The following is a 17283-nucleotide window of genomic DNA, read 5'->3' as shown; positions in this document are numbered from 1 at the left end:
ATGTGGCGCAGTTTTAGTATACCGCCGCATACAAATTGAAAGTGCCGGCCTTTTGACTGCCGGTACACCCAGCTAAATGGTCGGACCCGTCATGAGCCTCTATACTGATTACCTGAATGAAATCGAAACCCGCAAAGAGCAGGGCCTGAGCCCTAAACCCATCGATGACGGGGCTTTGGCGAAGGAAATCATTGATCAGATCCGTGATCCCCAGAACGAACATCGCGCAGACTCGCTGAACTATTTCATCTACAACACGCTGCCCGGCACAACCAGCGCGGCCGGCGAAAAGGCTAGCTTTCTGAAAGATATCATTCTGGGCGAAGCTGACGTCGAAGAAATCTCGCAGGACTTTGCGTTCGAACTGCTGTCGCACATGAAAGGTGGCCCCTCGGTCGAGGTTCTTCTGGATCTTGCGCTGGGTGATGATGCTGCAATCGCAGGCAAGGCAGCCGAGGTATTGAAAACGCAGGTCTTCCTTTATGATGCGGACACAAACCGTCTGAAGGCCGCGCTTGAGGCCGGCAACACAATCGCGCGGGACATTCTGGAAAGCTACGCCAAGGCTGAGTTTTTTACCAAGCTGCCTGACATCGACGAAGAAATTGAAATCGTCACATATGTGGCTGCCGAGGGCGACATTTCTACGGACCTTCTGTCACCAGGCAACCAGGCGCATTCGCGTGCTGACCGCGAACTGCACGGCAAGTGCCTGATCTCGGAAAAGGCGCAGCAGGAAATCCAGGATCTAAAGCTTCAGCACCCCGGCAAACGTGTCATGCTGATCGCTGAAAAAGGAACCATGGGCGTTGGTTCTTCGCGTATGTCCGGCGTGAACAATGTGGCGTTGTGGACGGGTAAGCAGGCCAGCCCATATGTGCCCTTTGTCAATTTTGCCCCAATTGTTGCGGGTACAAACGGCATCTCTCCGATCTTCCTGACCACCGTCGGTGTGACCGGTGGCATCGGTCTTGACCTGAAAAACTGGGTCAAGAAGGTGGACGAAGACGGCAACGCGATCCTGAACAACGATGGCAACCCGATCTTGGAAGAAAAGTATTCGGTCGCCACAGGCACAGTTCTGAAGATCAACACCAAAGACCACAAGCTGCTGAGCGAGGATGGCGATGAGCTGGTCGACGTGTCTTCGTCCTTTACCCCGCAAAAAGTGGAATTCATGAAGGCCGGGGGCTCTTACGCCATTGTCTTTGGAAAGAAGCTGCAAACATTTGCGGCCGAAACGCTGGGCGTCGAAGCGCCTTTGGTCTTTGCTCCGTCCAAAGAAATCAGCCATGAAGGTCAGGGCCTGACCGCTGTCGAGAAGATCTTCAACAAGAACGCGGTTGGCACAACGCCGGGTAAGACCCTGCACGCCGGATCGGACGTGCGTGTGAAGGTCAACATCGTTGGCTCGCAGGACACCACTGGCCTGATGACCATGCAAGAACTTGAGGCGATGGCAGCCACTGTTGTGTCCCCGATTGTTGATGGGGCTTATCAGTCGGGCTGTCACACTGCGTCGGTCTGGGACGCCAAGGCGCAAGCCAACACGCCGCGTTTGATGAAGTTCATGAACGATTTCGGCCTTGTCACCGGTCGTGACCCGAAAGGCGTCTATCATTCGATGACCGACGTGATCCACAAGGTGCTGAACGATATCACCGTGGACGACTGGTCGGTCATTATCGGCGGAGACAGCCACACGCGTATGTCCAAAGGTGTGGCCTTTGGGGCCGACTCGGGCACCGTGGCGCTGGCACTGGCAACGGGTGAAGCATCGATGCCGATCCCGGAATCGGTCAAGGTGACCTTCAAGGGCCAAATGGCGGATCACATGGATTTCCGCGACGTGGTTCACGCCACACAGGCGCAGATGTTAGAACAGCACGGAGATAACGTCTTCCAAGGCCGGGTGATCGAGGTTCATATCGGTACGCTGTTGGCGGACCAAGCGTTCACCTTCACCGACTGGACGGCCGAGATGAAGGCCAAGGCTTCGGTCTGTATCTCGAATGACGAGACCCTGATCGGTTCGCTGGAATTGGCCAAGTCACGCATCCAGATCATGATCGACAAAGGCATGGAGCATGAAAGTGGCATGCTGCAAAAGCTGATCAACATTGCTGATGCGCGTATTGCTCAGATCAAGTCTGGTGAAAAACCGGCGCTGCAACCCGATGATAACGCAAAATACTTTGCCGAGGTTGTTGTGGATCTGGACCAGATCAACGAACCAATGATCGCTGACCCCGACGTGAATAACGCCGATGTCTCTAAGCGGTACACCCACGATACGATCCGCCCGATTTCATACTACAACGCTGAAAAGCATGTGGATCTGGGCTTTGTCGGCTCTTGCATGGTGCATAAGGGCGACATCAAGATCGTTGCCCAGATGTTGAAGAACCTAGAAAAGGAAACCGGTAAAGTCGAATTCAAGGCACCGCTGGTGGTCGCGGCCCCGACTTACAACATCATCGATGAGCTGAAGGAAGAAGGCGACTGGGAAGTGCTTGAAAAATACTCGGGCTTCGAGTTTGACGACCTGTTCCCAAAACAGAAGGCGCGCACCGAGTACGAGAATATCCTGTATCTCGAACGCCCCGGCTGTAATCTTTGCATGGGCAACCAGGAAAAAGCCGCTAAGGGTGACACTGTTCTGGCCACCTCGACCCGTCTGTTCCAGGGCCGCGTCGTGGCCGATGCACCCGACAAGAAAGGCGAAAGCCTGCTGGCCTCGACCCCGGTTGTGGTGTTGTCTGCCATTTTGGGTCGGACTCCCAATATCGACGAATACAAGACCGCTGTTGAAGGCATCGACCTGACGAAATTCGCGCCTTCGGTTGAAAAACCAGCGGGCACGAAGTCGGCGCACTTCTAAACACGGTTTTTAAGCCAAGCATGGATCGCCCGGGCGCCACTTCAGGTGACCGGGCGTTTTTTGTTGTGTCAGCTGTGACCGATTTCGAACGGACGCCCGTCGCCCCTATAGTATCGGTAAAGGTCCTCGGGTCTTGGTTTGCCGAAGAACAAAATTGCTTCGGGTGTCGCGGACAAGACCAGATTTCAACAAACGTTGCATGATAAACACCTCCAGATCCTCGGGCGTCTTGGCATAGACCTTTAGGATGAAATCATGATCCCCGGTGATCGAGGCGCATTCGACGATCTGCGGCTCTGTTTCGACCAGACGCAGAAAATCCGCGATGCTCTTTTCCTGGTGATCTTTGAGCGCGACATGGACGTAGGCGATGGCATTCAGGCCAACGGCCTTAGCTGGTACCTGCGCGCGATAACCCGTGACCACTCCGCTTGCTTCAAGATCGCGTACTCGTCGCCAGCATTGCGAGGCCGACAACCCGGTTCGATCTGCCAGTTCCTGCATCGACAGACGTCCACTGATCTGAAGCTCTCGGAGAATATCTATATCAGCAGGATGAAGCATTTGTTTCACTTATTGTCACCAATCGGATTAATTGTTTCATTTTAGTGAAATAAATTCAGTTATCAAAACAAATCCACCGCGCCGGGCGCGGTATCCTGTATTTAAGCAGGAGGAAACGGATGCCCAAATCGACCAAGTACGTTGCCAAGGTCGCTGACGCGCGCGGCCGCATAGCCTATACCGATGAAGAAAACGCTGTCTGGGCCGATCTTTACGCAGCGCAGGCGGATAATGTGCAGCGCTATATGGCGCGCGAATACCTGGACGGGCTTGCCCGGCTGGACTTGCCCAAAACCAAGGTGCCGTGCTGCGCGGATATATCGGATCGGTTGCTGGACCTGACAGGGTGGCGGATACAGCCGGTTCCTGCGCTGATCGGTTTCAAGACATTTTTCGGTATGCTGGCGGATCGCGTTTTTCCCGCAGCTTCGTTTATCCGGTCGCGCGAGGATTTCGACTATATCGAAGAACCGGATATCTTTCACGAGATCTTCGGTCACACCCCATTGCTGAGCGACCCGCGCTTTGCCGCGTTTAGCCACGCCATCGGGCAGGCAGGCCAGCAGGCGACAGATGCGGATTACGCTTGGCTGATCAGGTTGTACTGGTTTTCCATCGAGTTTGGTTTACGCCGCCAGGATGGCCAGATCAAAGCGCTGGGATCGGGCTTGGCGTCTTCTCCGACCGAGCTGGTTTATGCCGTGAGCAGTGACATTCCAGATCGGGACCCGTTCGATATCCTAACCATCTTGCGAACACCGTACCGTATCGACATGCATCAGATGGGCTATTTTGTTCTGGATGATCCCGAGGATTTGTTCGAAGCGGCCGAGCGCGACCTTCTGGCCGATATTCGGAACGCGCGTGGTTTGGGGCTGCTGCCCAACAAGTTTCCCGCAAAGGTCGCGGCAGCCGAGTAATCACGCAGTCCACCGTCAGGCGGACAGGTCTTTGTACATGTATGTCGTCGGCTCCAACCTGGGTTCGAACGGGTTTTGGCAATATTTTGGTATTTCCCCCACAATCTGAAACCCAAGGCTTTCGTACAGCAACCGAGAGGGATCGGTGCTGCGTGTGTCCAGCACCAAAGTCGAGCGGTGCAAGTCGCGCGCGCGTTGAAATAGGGTCTCCATCAAAGCGCGGCCATATCCGCGGCGCCTGGCGTTCGGATGAACCAAAAGCTTGGCCACATCGGCACGGTGGGGTTGGTTGGGCATTGCCGCTGGTATCAATTGCGCGGTGCCCACAACGCGTGGACCGTCATACGCTGCAAAGATTTCCAATGCACCTGCGTTCACGCCGGGCCGCACGTTTTGTTGCCAATAGTAGCGCGCGTCTTCTTGGGTGAACGGCAGGATAAAGCCAATACTGGCCCCGTCATGAACACAGGTGTGCAGAATCTCGGTCAGGTCATCCAGTGCCGCATCAAATTCGGATCCGGTTAAACGTGTGATCATACCAGCACCAGAAGATACCGGGCGCCCCGCGTTGTGCCTGTTTCGAACCGGGTCGGGCCAGACAGGTGATAACGCATACAATCCCCTGCGTTCAGGGTGTGTGGTGTTCCGTCGACCGTCAGCGTAAGCGCGCCGTCGACCAGAATGAGGTGATGCTCTTGCCCGGATTTGGGGGGCGTATCATAGGTGATGACCGTGTTCCGAGGCAGGTGGCCTTCCACCACTTCGGCGTTCAGACCATTCGCGGGGGGGGACACTGCACGGCGGGTGTAGCCTGTTTCAGGGTCGCTCCATTCGGCTTGGCGTTCAAACGGGATCTTGGGGTCAAAACTGTCCTCGACCATCATAAGCAGACGTGACATCGGCAAGTCGTAAGCCGCGCAGAGTCGGCCAAGGTTTTCTGCCGTTGGGCTTACATCACCTTTTTCCATACGAGATAGTGTGGCACGGCTTATGCCGCTGTGTTCAGACAACTGGTCCAGAGACCACCCGCGCCCGCGACGCAGCTCATTCAGTCGATTGGCAAGGCGATTTGAAAGGGTGTCGAGCATAGGCGTTAGTAGAAAATTTCTCAGATATGAGAAAAATTATACGAAATAAACAAAATGTAAACAAAAAAGAGCGCGAGAATCTCGCGCCCTTCATGGGTATTAACGATTTGGGCGGTTACTTCCAGCCAACCTCGTTAAAGATCTTTTGCGCTTCGGGGATGTTCTTGGCAACCTCGGACAGGTTCACTTCGTCAGCCTTGAACTCACCCAGGGTGGCAACCGACTCGGCCAATTCGACGCTTGAAACGGCCGGGTATTCATCGTTCCCCGCAGAGAAGTACTGCTGCGCCTGATCGCTTGCCAAATATTCAAGGAACAGGACCGCGTTTTCCTTGTTCGGTGCATGTGCCGCAACGCCGCCGCCCGACAGGTTCATGTGCGCGCCATAGCTGTCCTGGTTGGGGAAAGCCCAGCCGATCATGTCGCGATCCGCCGAAAGACCTTTGACATCTTTGCGGACCGCGCGCGCAAAGTAATACGTGTTCGATACAGCGATGTCACATTCACCCGAAACGATGCCGCGTAGCTGGTCGGTGTCACCCCCCTGTGGATCACGTGCCATGTTGGCGACGATACCTTCTGCCCAGGCTTTGGCCGCATCCGCGCCTTCATGGGTAATGATCGATGCCAACAGGGTTTGGTTGTACGTGTTGGTCGAAGACCGGATGCAGATCAGACCCTTGTATTCCGGCTTGGCCAGATCGGCATAGGTGGCCGGTGGGTTGGTGACGTTTTCCTTGTTGTAGAAAATAATCCGACCACGCTGCGAAAAGCCGAACCACTGATTGTCACTGTCTTGCAGGTTACCAGGAATACGCTCTTCCAGAGTTGCGCTTTCGATCGACTGCAGGATACCAGCGTCCTTGGCGCGCGCCAGACGTGAGGTGTCAACGGTCAGCATTACGTCTGCGGGCGAGTTGGCGCCTTCTGCTTCCATCCGCGCGATCAGCTCGTCGGCCTTGCCTTCGATTCGGTTGATGGTGATGCCAGTGGCCTCTTCGAAATCGGTGTAGAGGCGCTCGTCAGTGTCATAGTGGCGCGATGAATACAGGTTCAGTTCACCTTCAGCGACAGCGGTGGTGGCAACCAATGCCGACAGGGCGGCAGCCAGGCAGGTTGTGGATTTCAGCATAGTTTACTCCAACAATTGAATTTCGTGTCGGAGATTAACCCGACTGTTTTGCTCAATTATACTATTTCACATTGGATGCAAGAAATTCCGACAGTTTTACTTGGTCAAAATGGTCGCAAGTCTGCTTTTCTCTAATTTTCAGGATTCTTTTCACGATAAAGGTGCCAAAAAAACAAAAAAAACCGCGCTCGAAGGCGCGGTTTCTGAAAACGATTTTTCGCAGTTCTTAGCCTTGGCGGGCTTTGAACTTGCGCTGCGTCTTGTTGATCACGTAGACGCGGCCTTTGCGACGCACAATACGGCAGTCACGGTGCCGGTTCTTGAGCGAGCGGAGCGAGTTCTTGACCTTCATGGGTCTGTCTCCAATCTGCGGCGCCTTCATCAAGGACGTGGCCAGCGCCTGGGTTAGCGGGTGCCCCGGAAACCCGGAACAGTGAAACGATGGTGGGCGGTACAAGGATCGAACTTGTGACCCCTTCGATGTCAACGAAGTGCTCTACCGCTGAGCTAACCGCCCACTTTCCCTTTGCGTGCCCAGCCCCATAACGAAATGGGGCGCGGATCACCGCGCCGGTAGCGGGGTCTATAAAAGGAGTCGTTCAGGGGTTCAAGGGGTTTGGAAGAACAATTTTCCAGTCTATGTTGATTACGAACATGGAGAAATCATGCAGAACGCAGCCTTTGTATTGGATATGCCCGAAAACCGCAGTTCATGCGTGGTTTTTTCGTCCCCTCATAGCGGGCGAGAGTATCCGGCGGCCTTTCTGAAGCGTTCGGTTCTGAATCAAAACGTGATTCGTTCATCCGAAGATGCCTTTGTGGATCAACTATTTGCGCCTGCTGCTGAATACGGTGCGCCGTTGATCAAAGCGGCCATGCCCCGCGCATATCTGGATTTGAATCGCAGCCTGGATGAACTTGACCCCGCCCTGATCAGCGGCGCGCGCCGGCATGGACATAATCCACGGGTCGCTTCGGGGCTGGGGGTGATTCCCCGCGTCGTGGCCAATGGTCGGGCGATCTACAGCGGAAAGCTGACCATGGATGAGGCGCGGCTGCGTATCGACACCTACTGGCGCCCTTATCACGCGAGATTGAAGTCTTTGCTGAACGAATCGCATGAAAAGTTCGGTCAGGCGATTTTGGTGGATTGCCATTCTATGCCGCACGAGGCGGTTTCGATGGCCGGTACAGCGCGCAGCAAGCGGCCCGAAATCGTGCTGGGGGATCGGTTTGGCGCGTCGGCGTCTTCGGAAATTGTGGATCTGGTTGAATCGGCCTTTGTTTCGGCAGGTCTGAACGTGGCGCGCAATGCACCGTTTGCCGGGGCTTATGTCACTCAGACTTACGGACGTCCCGGTCGCCTTCAGCATGCAATCCAGATCGAGATCGACCGCGCACTCTATATGGACGAAGAGAGGATCGCACCAAACTCCAATTTCATGGCGTTTTCGAAACTTCTGCGGCAGGTGGTGCGCGAGATTGCCAACATCGGAGCGGACTCGGTTCGTCTGGCGGCCGAATAACCTCAGCGCAGCGCGCGGCCTTTTACGATGGCGTCTGAGCCAAACCTTTGGCGGATCTCGTCGGTGGCCCGCTCGGCCTGCGATCTGCGGGCAGCACCCGGATCAAGCAGATCACCCGACATATCAGCTTGATCAGCCGGGCACAGATCAGACAGGCCGCATCCCAAAAGCCGATAGGGTCCCTGATCACCCACCTGATCGAACAGCCCCTTTGCCGTGCGATAGATCCGGTCGGCAATCTGCGTCGCATCCCGAAGGGACACGCGTCTTGTCAGGGTTTTGTGATTGGCCTTCTTGAGCTTGAGCGTGACAACCCGCCCTGCAAGATCCTTGGCCTTGGCCCGGTCCGAGACTTTCAGGGCCATGCGCCACAGATGTCCGTCTAAAATTTCAGGGTTAGCTGTGTCTTCGAAAAATGTGGTCTCGTTGCTGATGGATTTCATAGGCTCATGGGCCGAGACACGCCGTTTGTCCTGTCCCCGGGCCAGATGCCACAGGCGATACCCCATCGCTCCAAAGCGCGCGGTGAGCGCCTCCTGATCCCACCGCAGCAAATCGTTGAAGCTTCGAATCCCGGCCCGTTCCAGCGACTCTTGCGCTGCGGGGCCAATACCCCAGATCAGCCGCACAGGTTTGTCGTTCAGAAAATCTGCCGTCTCGGCTTTGCCGATCACAGAGAAGCCGCGCGGCTTGTCGAGATCAGACGCGACCTTGGCGAGGAATTTGTTGTGGCTCAGCCCGATAGAGCCGGTCACGCCCAACTCTTCCTTCATTCGTTTGACCAGCCGCGCCAGCATGATCGCGGGGGGTACCCCGTGCAATCGCTCGGTGCCGGAAAGATCCATGAATGCCTCGTCCAGAGACAGCGGTTCCACGACCGGCGTCAATTCATCCATCATGGCGCGTATCTCGCGCGATACTTCGGCATACACAGACATGCGTGGTTTGATCACGACGGCTTCGGGGCAGAGTTGGATAGCCTTGAACATGGGCATCGCCGATCGGACGCCGCGTATGCGCGCCACATAACACGCCGTCGATACAACTCCCCGCTTCCCGCCACCTATGATGACGGGCTTGTCCGCAAGCTCGGGATTGTCACGCTTTTCCACTGATGCGTAGAAGGCGTCGCAATCCATATGCGCGATGGACAGGTCAAACAGTTCAGGGTGCGACTTGACCCTTGGGCTGCCGCAGGCTGCACAGCGACGTTCGTTCCTTGAAGGTGTCAGGCAATCTCGGCAAAGACCGGGCATCTGCGTCCTCATGCGCTCCGCAGTTGGCTTGGGGTTTCTCTATAACATTCCTCAACTTCGATCATAGGTCATTGAGGAAAAGAAAACCCCCCGCAATGTGGCGGGGGGAAGTAACGAACCTCAGGAAGAAATGGTCCGTTGGGGAGTAACTTCCCCAAAGAATCGCTAAGTTTTTCGGTTTTCGATAGGTGGAAGGCCGTGTCGCCAAAACTCACCTTTTGAATGTGTGTTTTCTGGCACAGGGACGATTTGGCGCGGTTCTGCAAAAAATTGACGCAACGTCAACTTGTTGCGGTGAAACTCGAACACGAAAACCGTCCGAAACACTTGAAATGGTCAGTGCACTTTCAGAGAATTTAACTCGGCCAGAACAGCCTCGGCGGCGGTTTTTGGATCTTCTGCCTGATAAATCGGACGGCCCACGACGATGTGATCCGCACCATTCCGAATCGCGTTGGCCGGTGTTGCTACTCGTTTCTGATCACCAAGTGCTGCGCCTGCTGGACGCACACCGGGGGTGACAATCAGGCGACCGTCGGCCTGAGGCAGTGCGCGGATCAGGGCAGCCTCCTGCGGGCTGGCGATAACGCCATCAGCCCCGGCCTCCAGCGCTTTGGCTGCGCGTTCGACCACCAAGTCCTGCACGTCGCCAGCTTTGATCAGGCTGGCGTCCAGATCGTCGCGGTTCAGCGAAGTCAGGATGGTCACAGCAAGGATTTTCAAATCCTTGCCCGATGCACCTTCTTTGGCGGCGCGCACAACATGTGGGTCGCCATGTACAGTCAGGAAATCCAGATCGAACTGCGCCAGCCCCCGCACTGCGTTTTCAACCGTATTGCCAATGTCGAACAGTTTCATGTCCAGAAAGATACGTTTGTCGTGGTCCTGTTTCAGCTCATTGGCCAAAGCCAGCCCGCCACCCGTCAACATGCCCAAGCCGATCTTGTAGAAGGACACGCTGTCGCCCAGCCGTTCAGCCATGGCCAGACCCTGCAGGGCGTTAGAGACATCGAGGGCGACGATAAGGCGATCATCGGACATGGGGCGCTCCTTTTTGGCAAACGTCTGCCTCCTAGCGGGTTCGGGCGGTTCTGTCCATCTTCGAAGCCGGGCGCGGGCACGTTCATTTTGTGCTATCGTGCCGGGTATTGAGTATTTGATTTCACAGCAAGGGACAGAAAATGAAAAAGCTGGTTGTGCTGGGCGTATTGGTTGCGCTGGCTGCATGTGACGAAACCCCGCCCGAAACACCGGAAACCGGGGCTGCTCCTGCACCCACAAATGATGATCTGCGTCTTGTGGGTGGCTACAGGTCCGAGGATGATTGGTGCCAGCTTACGGGCGAAACGGGTTTTACCGTGGAATTCCTGGACCATACGGCTGATCTGGTGTCATGCCCGACAGGAAGCGCGGCGGCACAGTCCCTCGTGGATGATCTGGGTGCGGTTCAGGTCGCCGAGACCGGAGGTTACACCGTCTACACCATACAGCGCGAATAACGGCGATTTCTGCGTCTTAGCCTCTTGAACCGGCAAAGATATTTCCCAGATTGAATGTGAGGCTTCGACCGATATGTGCCGCCAAGCGGGCATGTCAAAACGGGGCGCTTGGAAAAGGAGAATATCATGGACTTGAACAAGTTCACCGAGCGGGCACGGGGATTCGTGCAGGCTGCGCAGACCATTGCGCTGCGCGAGGGGCACCAGAGGCTGGAGCCAACACATATACTCAAAGCATTGATGGATGACGATCAGGGGCTGGCGAGCAACCTGATCACACGTGCTGGCGGCGCGCCCAACCGCGTGGTCGAGGCGCTGGACGTCGCGATGGGCAAAATCCCGAAGGTCAGCGGCGACGCGAGCCAGATTTACATGGACGGACAGACCGCCAAAGTTCTGGACGAGGCTGAGAAGATCGCCACCAAAGCGGGCGATAGCTTTGTGCCGGTTGAACGGGTGCTGATGGCGCTGTGCATGGTGAAATCCAAAGCTAAGGACGCTTTGGAGGCTGGTGCGGTGTCTGCCCAGAAACTCAATGAGGCGATCAATGACATCCGCAAGGGTCGCACCGCTGATACCGCATCGGCGGAAGAGGGCTATGACGCGCTCAAGAAATATGCGCGCGATCTGACTGAAGCTGCGGCTGAAGGTAAGATTGACCCGATCATCGGGCGGGATGAGGAAATCCGCCGCTCGATGCAGGTTCTGTCGCGCCGCACCAAGAACAACCCGGTTCTGATCGGGGAACCTGGCGTGGGTAAAACCGCGATTGCCGAGGGAATGGCCCTGCGCATCGTCAACGGCGACGTGCCGGAATCGCTGAAGGACAAGAAGCTGCTCGCGCTCGACATGGGCGCGCTGATTGCTGGCGCGAAATACCGTGGTGAGTTCGAAGAACGACTCAAGGCCGTTCTGACCGAAGTCACTGAAGCCGCCGGTGAGATCATCCTGTTCATCGACGAAATGCATACGCTGGTTGGGGCCGGGAAGTCCGACGGCGCGATGGATGCTGCCAACCTGATCAAACCTGCGCTTGCCCGGGGTGAGCTGCATTGTATCGGCGCGACCACGCTGGACGAGTATCGTAAATACGTCGAAAAAGACGCGGCCCTTGCGCGCCGGTTCCAGCCTGTGATGGTGACCGAGCCAACCGTCGAGGATACGATCAGCATCCTGCGGGGTATCAAGGAAAAGTACGAGCTGCACCATGGCGTACGCATCTCGGATTCGGCATTGGTGTCGGCGGCGACGCTCTCGCATCGCTATATCACTGACAGGTTCCTGCCAGATAAAGCCATCGACCTTGTTGATGAGGCAGCGTCGCGCCTGCGGATGGAGGTGGATAGTAAGCCGGAAGAGCTCGACCAGCTGGATCGCCAGATCCTGCAGATGCAGATCGAGGAAGAGGCGCTGAAGCTTGAAGACGACGCGGCCTCGAAGGACCGTCTGGAAACCTTGCAAAAGGATCTGGCCGACCTGCAGGAGAAATCTGCCGAGATGACGGCCCAATGGCAGGCCGAACGCGACAAGCTGGCTGGTGCCCGTGATCTGAAAGAGCAGCTCGACAAAGCGCGGGCTGATCTGGAAATCGCCAAGCGCGAAGGTAACCTGGCCAAGGCCGGTGAGCTGTCCTATGGCGTCATCCCAGAGCTTGAGAAAAAGCTGACCGAGGCTGAAAACGCCGAAAGCAACGCCATGATGGCCGAGGAAACGGTGCGCCCGACGCAGATCGCTGCTGTGGTCGAACGCTGGACGGGTATTCCGACCTCGAAAATGCTGGAAGGTGAGCGCGAGAAGTTGCTGCGGATGGAAGATGATCTGCATTCCCGCGTGATCGGTCAGGATGCAGCGGTGACCGCTGTCGCCAATGCCGTACGTCGTGCGCGCGCGGGGCTGAACGACGAAGGTCGTCCGCTGGGCTCGTTCTTGTTCCTTGGCCCGACCGGTGTGGGTAAGACAGAGCTGACCAAAGCCGTGGCGAATTTCCTGTTCGACGACGACAATGCGATGGTCCGCATCGATATGTCCGAGTTCATGGAAAAACATGCGGTTGCCCGTCTGATAGGTGCCCCTCCGGGCTATGTCGGCTATGACGAAGGCGGTGTGCTGACCGAAGCCGTACGGCGCAGGCCCTATCAGGTTGTGTTGTTTGACGAGGTCGAAAAAGCGCACCCTGATGTGTTCAACGTGCTGTTGCAGGTTCTGGATGATGGCGTTCTGACCGATGGTCAGGGCCGCACCGTGGACTTCAAGCAGACGCTGATCATCCTGACCTCGAACCTCGGCTCTCAGGCGCTGAGCCAGTTGCCCGAAGGTGCGGACAGCGCGCAAGCGCGGCGTGACGTGATGGATGCGGTCCGGGCGCATTTCCGGCCCGAGTTCCTGAACCGTCTGGACGAGACCATCATCTTTGACCGGCTCAAGCGGGCCGATATGGATGGCATCGTTGATATCCAGATGGCGCGTCTGCAGAAACGACTGGCTGCTCGCAAGATCGAGCTGGTGCTGGACGACGGTGCCAAGGAGTGGCTGGCCAATGAAGGCTATGATCCGGTCTTTGGCGCGCGTCCCTTGAAGCGTGTGATTCAGCGCGCCTTGCAGAACCCGCTGGCCGAAGCGCTGCTGGCCGGCGAGATCAAGGATGGAGAGACCGTTCCGGTGACCGCCGGAACCGATGGTCTGATCATAGGCGACCGTTTGGGCACGTCAGACCGACCTCGCCCGGATGATGCCGTGGTGCATTGATCAAAACGGAAAGAAAGACCCGCTGTTTCAGCGGGTCTTTTTTCAGCATCTACCATATATCAATGCCTGATGTTCCATTGCGCCCATAAACCTCAGGGCTGCCGATGTGGCGGTATGTTCAGACCTGCGTTGTAGCTTTGCTCCAGAAGGGCTTCGCGACGTTCTTCTGACCCTGTGGATCCACAGAGGATTTCCAGCTTGCGGGGCGAGAACCCAAAATATCCGAACGTGCCCTGTGTCCAGAGGGTTTCCATTGCATTCAGATATCCGGCGTCCTTCATTTCGTCGGATCGCGCGCCAGCGGGTATCAGCAAGACTCCGGATCTGGGCCGTTGCAGCGACTTTTCGCGATCATCCAACTGATCATATGCCCAACCCCATGACCAGACGCGGTCAACCCAACCTTTCATCATTGACGGCATTCCCCACCAGAAAAGCGGAAACGCGAGACAGATAGCATCCGAGCGAGAGATACGTTCTTGTTCGAATCGTATGTCTGCAAGTGGTGCGGTCGCCGAATCCCCCTCTATGTCCGCCACAGTCCAACGCGGATCGAATTCCTCGGCATGCAAGTCAGCAAATTCTGTCGTGTGACCGGCTGCCTTCGCACCATCCATGAACATCCGCGCTGCGGCGGCGGTAAATGAGTTTGGGTCTGGATGGTCAAGGACGGTCAGGATGTGCATGATCGGGACTTTCTGATTCAATCGGGCTTTCCCGAGGCACCTTGATTGCTCAAGGTACCTTTAGGTCAAGCAGAACATCCTGACAGCTGGGGATCAGTTCAAAACAGGCTCACCATCAGGGTGAGCCTTAATTTTGTTTGGTGCAGTTTTTTACACTAGCGCAAAAATCCGCGCTGGGCCGCCGGTACCACCCGCGTGTTTTGGTGCGCCAATAACAAGCGTCGCGCCGGATGCCGGCACCCGGTCCAGATTGGCCAGGCATTCAATCCCAAACCGACCTGAAGGCAGCCACGCATAATGGGTGGCAAAATCTGCCGACATGCCGTGGTCCAGCGACAGCGTATCCACAGCAATCGACCGCGCGCCGGTATCTTCCATCAGCATCTGCGCCGCTTCGACATGAAAGCCGGGATAGTGCTGCGCTTCGCCATCGAAGTTGCGGAATTCATCTGTGGCTGTTTTTTCGCCCCAGCCGGAATGCATCGCCACGCAGGCACCGTCAGGGATGTCTCCGTTCGCCGATATCCATGCCTTCAGATCGTCTGGCGTGACTCGTGTGTCTGCGTCCTCAGCCGCGCGGGCGGCGATATCGACTACACATAAAGGCGCGACCAGGTCGTTGACCGGGATCTCATCGACCGATGTGCCATCCGCGGAAAAGTGCAGCGGGGCGTCGATATGGGTGCCTGTGTGTTCATTGATCGACAAATTGAACAGGTTGAAACCGTGATCTGCAAAGTTGAAAGCCTGTTCTGCCGAAATGCCAGGGTCACCGCCCCATGTCGGGAATTCCGGGCTGAGCGTGTGGGTCATATCCTCGATGCCGCCATGTCCTGCGGCCAGCGATGCGGGGGCCGTACCACCGGTTGCGACGGCGGCAACGCTTGTCGCAGCTGCAGCTTTGAAGAACCCGCGCCGAGACAGCATCCTGTCCTTGACGGCATTCATTACACAGATGTCACACATAGTTCTTCCTCCCTTTTGCGGCGAAACGGCTACAATAACAGACAAGCAACGCGCAGGAACGCGTGCGATGCCTGCGTGACAGAGTGCAGTCCGGTAGGCGCTTTTGTAAAGGTTTCCGATAAATAGCTCGGCCAAAGCAGTCGAAAAGAAGAACTGAACAGGCAGAATGCTCCGGTCTTTTCGAGGCGTCCGATTTGAGAACGTTACAGTCACTTCGCTCAATCGTTACGCCTGTTTCGCTGGCGCTGTGCTATCAGCGCATTAAGTCAAGACTGACACGTGGACACGACGGAGACATACATGGCGCATCGCTGGACCAATACTTTGACACAAGCCGACGTCACGCCAAAGGCGGCGTTCCTGAACCGGCGGCAGGTGATGGCCGGTCTGGCAGGTGTTGGGCTAACCGCGATGGCGCGCCCGGCTGCAGCGCAAGACGCGTTGGAACCGAATACATGGGAAGAGATCACGAGCTACAACAACTATTATGAGTTCGGGACCGGAAAAGATGACCCTGCTAAGTATGCCGGTTCTCTTGTGACCGAACCCTGGAGCGTCAAGATCGACGGCTTGGTGGATCGCCCGGGTGAGTATGACTTTAAGGATATTCTGTCTGAGATGACCATCGAAGAGCGGATCTATCGTTTCCGTTGTGTTGAAGCGTGGTCAATGGTCATTCCGTGGAACGGTTTCGAACTCGCCGACCTGCTGAATATGGCCGGAGTTCAGGAGAGTGCGAAATATGTGGCCTTTGAAACCGCGTACCGCCCGGATGAGATGCCCGGAACACGCTTCCCCATTCTTGAATGGCCGTATCGTGAAGGCTTGCGTCTGGATGAGGCGATGCACCCTCTGACGTTCATAGCCACCGGAATTTACGGGAAAACGATTCCGAACCAGAATGGCGCGCCTTTGCGTTTGGTGGTTCCGTGGAAATACGGGTTCAAGTCGATCAAATCGATCGTGCGCATCACGCTGACCGATGTAGAGCCGCCCACAAGCTGGAACATGTCGAACCCCCGCGAATACGGGTTTTACAGCAATGTGAATCCGAAGGTTGATCATCCGCGTTGGTCTCAGGCGTCCGAGCGTCGCATTGGCGGCGGTCTGTTTGCCAAACGAATCCCCACTCTCATGTTCAACGGCTACGAGGAAGAGGTCGCCAGCCTGTATGAAGGCTTGGATCTGGCCAAAAACTACTAAGCCCATGCAGGCCGTGAACCAGATATTCCGCCGTATTCCGGTATGGGCCATTTACCTGCTTGGCGCGCTACCTGCGCCCTGGCTGTTTTACCTCGGCCTGTCCGGGGGGCTGGGTATCGACCCGATCGAAGCGCTGGAGCATCGCTATGGCGAACTGGCCCTGCAACTTTTGATCGCTGGTCTGGCAATCACGCCCCTGCGCCGGATTGCGGGTCTGAACCTGATGAAGTTCCGGCGCGCGATTGGAGTGCTGACATTTTCATATGTCAGTCTGCATCTTCTTGTTTGGCTGATCTTGGATGTACAGCTTCCCAGTCAGATTTGGGCGGATATTCTCAAGCGTCCTTATATCACGGTCGGCATGGCGGCCTTCCTTCTTATGGTGCCGCTGGCGGTGACTTCCAACAATTGGTCGGTGCGCAGGTTAGGGACGCGTTGGCGCAAGCTCCACCGTTTGGTGTACCCAGTCGCTCTGTTGGGTGCCTTACACTTCGTGATGCTGGCCAAAGGGTTCCAGATCGAGCCGCTTGTCTATCTGACGATCATTCTCACACTTCTTGCCTTGCGTTTGCCGACTCCAAGACTCGTTTCCGGAAGCAAAACTGCAGACTCCGCCTGAATCGACGCCGAGTCTGTGGGTAACCGTGTGCATAAGGGGGCAGGGCTCTGAAGTTTCGAGTGTTCTTGGCTGGTTTAGGCGGTTTTGGGCGAGAGAATTTCATCATATCTAATTGATTTTAAGTATAAAAATCTGCATCAGAGAAAAACTTTTGATTTTTTGTTTTTTTGGGTTGCGGGTTTTGGGAGTAAACCTTAG

Annotated in this window: 16 protein-coding genes and 1 tRNA gene; 7 read left to right on the top strand and 10 right to left on the bottom strand. The window is 56.1% G+C overall.

The window, feature by feature from the left end; all coding sequences use genetic code 11:
- Window positions 1-91 precede the first annotated feature (91 nt).
- Window positions 92-2881, top strand: coding sequence for a bifunctional aconitate hydratase 2/2-methylisocitrate dehydratase (locus GOV91_RS18750; RefSeq protein ID WP_171236541.1), 2790 nt, complete (start codon window positions 92-94; stop codon window positions 2879-2881).
- A 105-nt stretch (window positions 2882-2986) separates the two neighbouring features.
- On the opposite strand, the gene GOV91_RS18745 is transcribed toward GOV91_RS18750, so the two are convergent.
- Complete coding sequence (locus GOV91_RS18745; protein ID WP_171096703.1) at window positions 2987-3445, bottom strand: Lrp/AsnC family transcriptional regulator; 459 nt, start codon at window positions 3443-3445, stop codon at window positions 2987-2989.
- A gap of 53 nt (window positions 3446-3498) precedes the next feature.
- Between GOV91_RS18745 and GOV91_RS18740 the strand changes: the two genes are divergently transcribed.
- Window positions 3499-4365 carry a phenylalanine 4-monooxygenase gene (locus tag GOV91_RS18740; RefSeq protein WP_371732341.1) on the top strand — a complete coding sequence of 289 codons (867 nt, stop codon included), beginning with the start codon at window positions 3499-3501 and terminating at the stop codon, window positions 4363-4365.
- Between the two features lie 15 nt (window positions 4366-4380).
- On the opposite strand, the gene GOV91_RS18735 is transcribed toward GOV91_RS18740, so the two are convergent.
- From GOV91_RS18735 to GOV91_RS18715, 5 genes are all read right to left on the bottom strand, one after another.
- Window positions 4381-4902, bottom strand: a complete 522-nt coding sequence (locus GOV91_RS18735; RefSeq protein WP_171181913.1) for a GNAT family N-acetyltransferase — start codon at window positions 4900-4902, stop codon at window positions 4381-4383.
- Complete coding sequence (locus GOV91_RS18730; protein ID WP_171181911.1) at window positions 4899-5453, bottom strand: helix-turn-helix domain-containing protein; 555 nt, start codon at window positions 5451-5453, stop codon at window positions 4899-4901. The genes GOV91_RS18735 and GOV91_RS18730 overlap by 4 nt, the downstream gene beginning before the upstream one ends.
- A gap of 115 nt (window positions 5454-5568) precedes the next feature.
- Window positions 5569-6585: a Fe(3+) ABC transporter substrate-binding protein gene (locus tag GOV91_RS18725; RefSeq protein WP_171181909.1), complete on the bottom strand. Its 1017-nt coding sequence runs from the start codon at window positions 6583-6585 to the stop codon at window positions 5569-5571.
- 226 nt (window positions 6586-6811) lie between these two features.
- Entirely contained in the window at window positions 6812-6937 is a 126-nt protein-coding gene (ykgO, locus tag GOV91_RS18720) for a type B 50S ribosomal protein L36 (RefSeq protein WP_008755722.1), read from the bottom strand.
- Between the two features lie 90 nt (window positions 6938-7027).
- Window positions 7028-7102, bottom strand: a tRNA-Val gene (locus GOV91_RS18715).
- Window positions 7103-7250: 148 nt separating this feature from the next.
- Between GOV91_RS18715 and GOV91_RS18710 the strand changes: the two genes are divergently transcribed.
- The gene (locus tag GOV91_RS18710) at window positions 7251-8111 is read left to right on the top strand and encodes an N-formylglutamate amidohydrolase (RefSeq protein ID WP_171236539.1); all 861 of its coding nucleotides are present in this window, start codon (window positions 7251-7253) and stop codon (window positions 8109-8111) included.
- 2 nt (window positions 8112-8113) lie between these two features.
- Here GOV91_RS18710 and GOV91_RS18705 read toward each other — a convergent pair whose 3' ends face one another.
- Entirely contained in the window at window positions 8114-9367 is a 1254-nt protein-coding gene (locus tag GOV91_RS18705) for a DNA polymerase IV (protein WP_171236538.1), read from the bottom strand.
- A 336-nt stretch (window positions 9368-9703) separates the two neighbouring features.
- Window positions 9704-10408 (bottom strand): orotidine-5'-phosphate decarboxylase, encoded by a 705-nt coding sequence (pyrF, locus tag GOV91_RS18700; protein ID WP_171236537.1) that lies wholly within the window; start codon window positions 10406-10408, stop codon window positions 9704-9706.
- A 140-nt stretch (window positions 10409-10548) separates the two neighbouring features.
- Here pyrF and GOV91_RS18695 point away from each other — a divergent pair, with 140 nt between their 5' ends.
- Window positions 10549-10866, top strand: coding sequence for a hypothetical protein (locus GOV91_RS18695; protein ID WP_171181903.1), 318 nt, complete (start codon window positions 10549-10551; stop codon window positions 10864-10866).
- 126 nt (window positions 10867-10992) lie between these two features.
- The gene (clpB, locus tag GOV91_RS18690) at window positions 10993-13611 is read left to right on the top strand and encodes an ATP-dependent chaperone ClpB (RefSeq protein ID WP_171181901.1); all 2619 of its coding nucleotides are present in this window, start codon (window positions 10993-10995) and stop codon (window positions 13609-13611) included.
- Between the two features lie 92 nt (window positions 13612-13703).
- On the opposite strand, the gene GOV91_RS18685 is transcribed toward clpB, so the two are convergent.
- Window positions 13704-14318 carry an NAD(P)H-dependent oxidoreductase gene (locus GOV91_RS18685; RefSeq protein ID WP_171236536.1) on the bottom strand — a complete coding sequence of 205 codons (615 nt, stop codon included), beginning with the start codon at window positions 14316-14318 and terminating at the stop codon, window positions 13704-13706.
- Window positions 14319-14447: 129 nt separating this feature from the next.
- Window positions 14448-15263: a cyclase family protein gene (locus GOV91_RS18680; protein ID WP_171236535.1), complete on the bottom strand. Its 816-nt coding sequence runs from the start codon at window positions 15261-15263 to the stop codon at window positions 14448-14450.
- A 300-nt stretch (window positions 15264-15563) separates the two neighbouring features.
- On the opposite strand from GOV91_RS18680, the gene msrP reads away from it, so the two are divergent.
- Window positions 15564-16466 (top strand): protein-methionine-sulfoxide reductase catalytic subunit MsrP, encoded by a 903-nt coding sequence (gene msrP / locus GOV91_RS18675; RefSeq protein WP_171181896.1) that lies wholly within the window; start codon window positions 15564-15566, stop codon window positions 16464-16466.
- 4 nt (window positions 16467-16470) lie between these two features.
- Window positions 16471-17085 (top strand): protein-methionine-sulfoxide reductase heme-binding subunit MsrQ, encoded by a 615-nt coding sequence (msrQ, locus tag GOV91_RS18670; protein ID WP_171181893.1) that lies wholly within the window; start codon window positions 16471-16473, stop codon window positions 17083-17085.
- The last annotated feature ends 198 nt before the right edge of the window (window positions 17086-17283 follow it).

The organism is Ruegeria sp. HKCCA6837 (assembly GCF_013034475.1).
GTDB lineage: Bacteria > Pseudomonadota > Alphaproteobacteria > Rhodobacterales > Rhodobacteraceae > Ruegeria.
The sequence above is the reverse complement of the archived record's forward strand: the minus strand, read 5'-3'. Positions and strand labels throughout refer to the sequence as shown.

What these genes read in the sequence shown, in the direction of transcription:
- GOV91_RS18680 (WP_171236535.1), bottom strand. Translation starts at nt 15,263, where the DNA reads ATGTGTGACATCTGTGTAATGAATGCCGTCAAGGACAGGATGCTGTCT.
- GOV91_RS18745 (WP_171096703.1), bottom strand. Translation starts at nt 3,445, where the DNA reads ATGCTTCATCCTGCTGATATAGATATTCTCCGAGAGCTTCAGATCAGT.
- msrP (WP_171181896.1), top strand. Translation starts at nt 15,564, where the DNA reads ATGGCGCATCGCTGGACCAATACTTTGACACAAGCCGACGTCACGCCA.
- GOV91_RS18735 (WP_171181913.1), bottom strand. Translation starts at nt 4,902, where the DNA reads ATGATCACACGTTTAACCGGATCCGAATTTGATGCGGCACTGGATGAC.
- clpB (WP_171181901.1), top strand. Translation starts at nt 10,993, where the DNA reads ATGGACTTGAACAAGTTCACCGAGCGGGCACGGGGATTCGTGCAGGCT.
- GOV91_RS18750 (WP_171236541.1), top strand. Translation starts at nt 92, where the DNA reads ATGAGCCTCTATACTGATTACCTGAATGAAATCGAAACCCGCAAAGAG.
- GOV91_RS18705 (WP_171236538.1), bottom strand. Translation starts at nt 9,367, where the DNA reads ATGCCCGGTCTTTGCCGAGATTGCCTGACACCTTCAAGGAACGAACGT.
- GOV91_RS18730 (WP_171181911.1), bottom strand. Translation starts at nt 5,453, where the DNA reads ATGCTCGACACCCTTTCAAATCGCCTTGCCAATCGACTGAATGAGCTG.
- GOV91_RS18710 (WP_171236539.1), top strand. Translation starts at nt 7,251, where the DNA reads ATGCAGAACGCAGCCTTTGTATTGGATATGCCCGAAAACCGCAGTTCA.
- ykgO (WP_008755722.1), bottom strand. Translation starts at nt 6,937, where the DNA reads ATGAAGGTCAAGAACTCGCTCCGCTCGCTCAAGAACCGGCACCGTGAC.
- GOV91_RS18725 (WP_171181909.1), bottom strand. Translation starts at nt 6,585, where the DNA reads ATGCTGAAATCCACAACCTGCCTGGCTGCCGCCCTGTCGGCATTGGTT.
- GOV91_RS18695 (WP_171181903.1), top strand. Translation starts at nt 10,549, where the DNA reads ATGAAAAAGCTGGTTGTGCTGGGCGTATTGGTTGCGCTGGCTGCATGT.
- msrQ (WP_171181893.1), top strand. Translation starts at nt 16,471, where the DNA reads ATGCAGGCCGTGAACCAGATATTCCGCCGTATTCCGGTATGGGCCATT.
- pyrF (WP_171236537.1), bottom strand. Translation starts at nt 10,408, where the DNA reads ATGTCCGATGATCGCCTTATCGTCGCCCTCGATGTCTCTAACGCCCTG.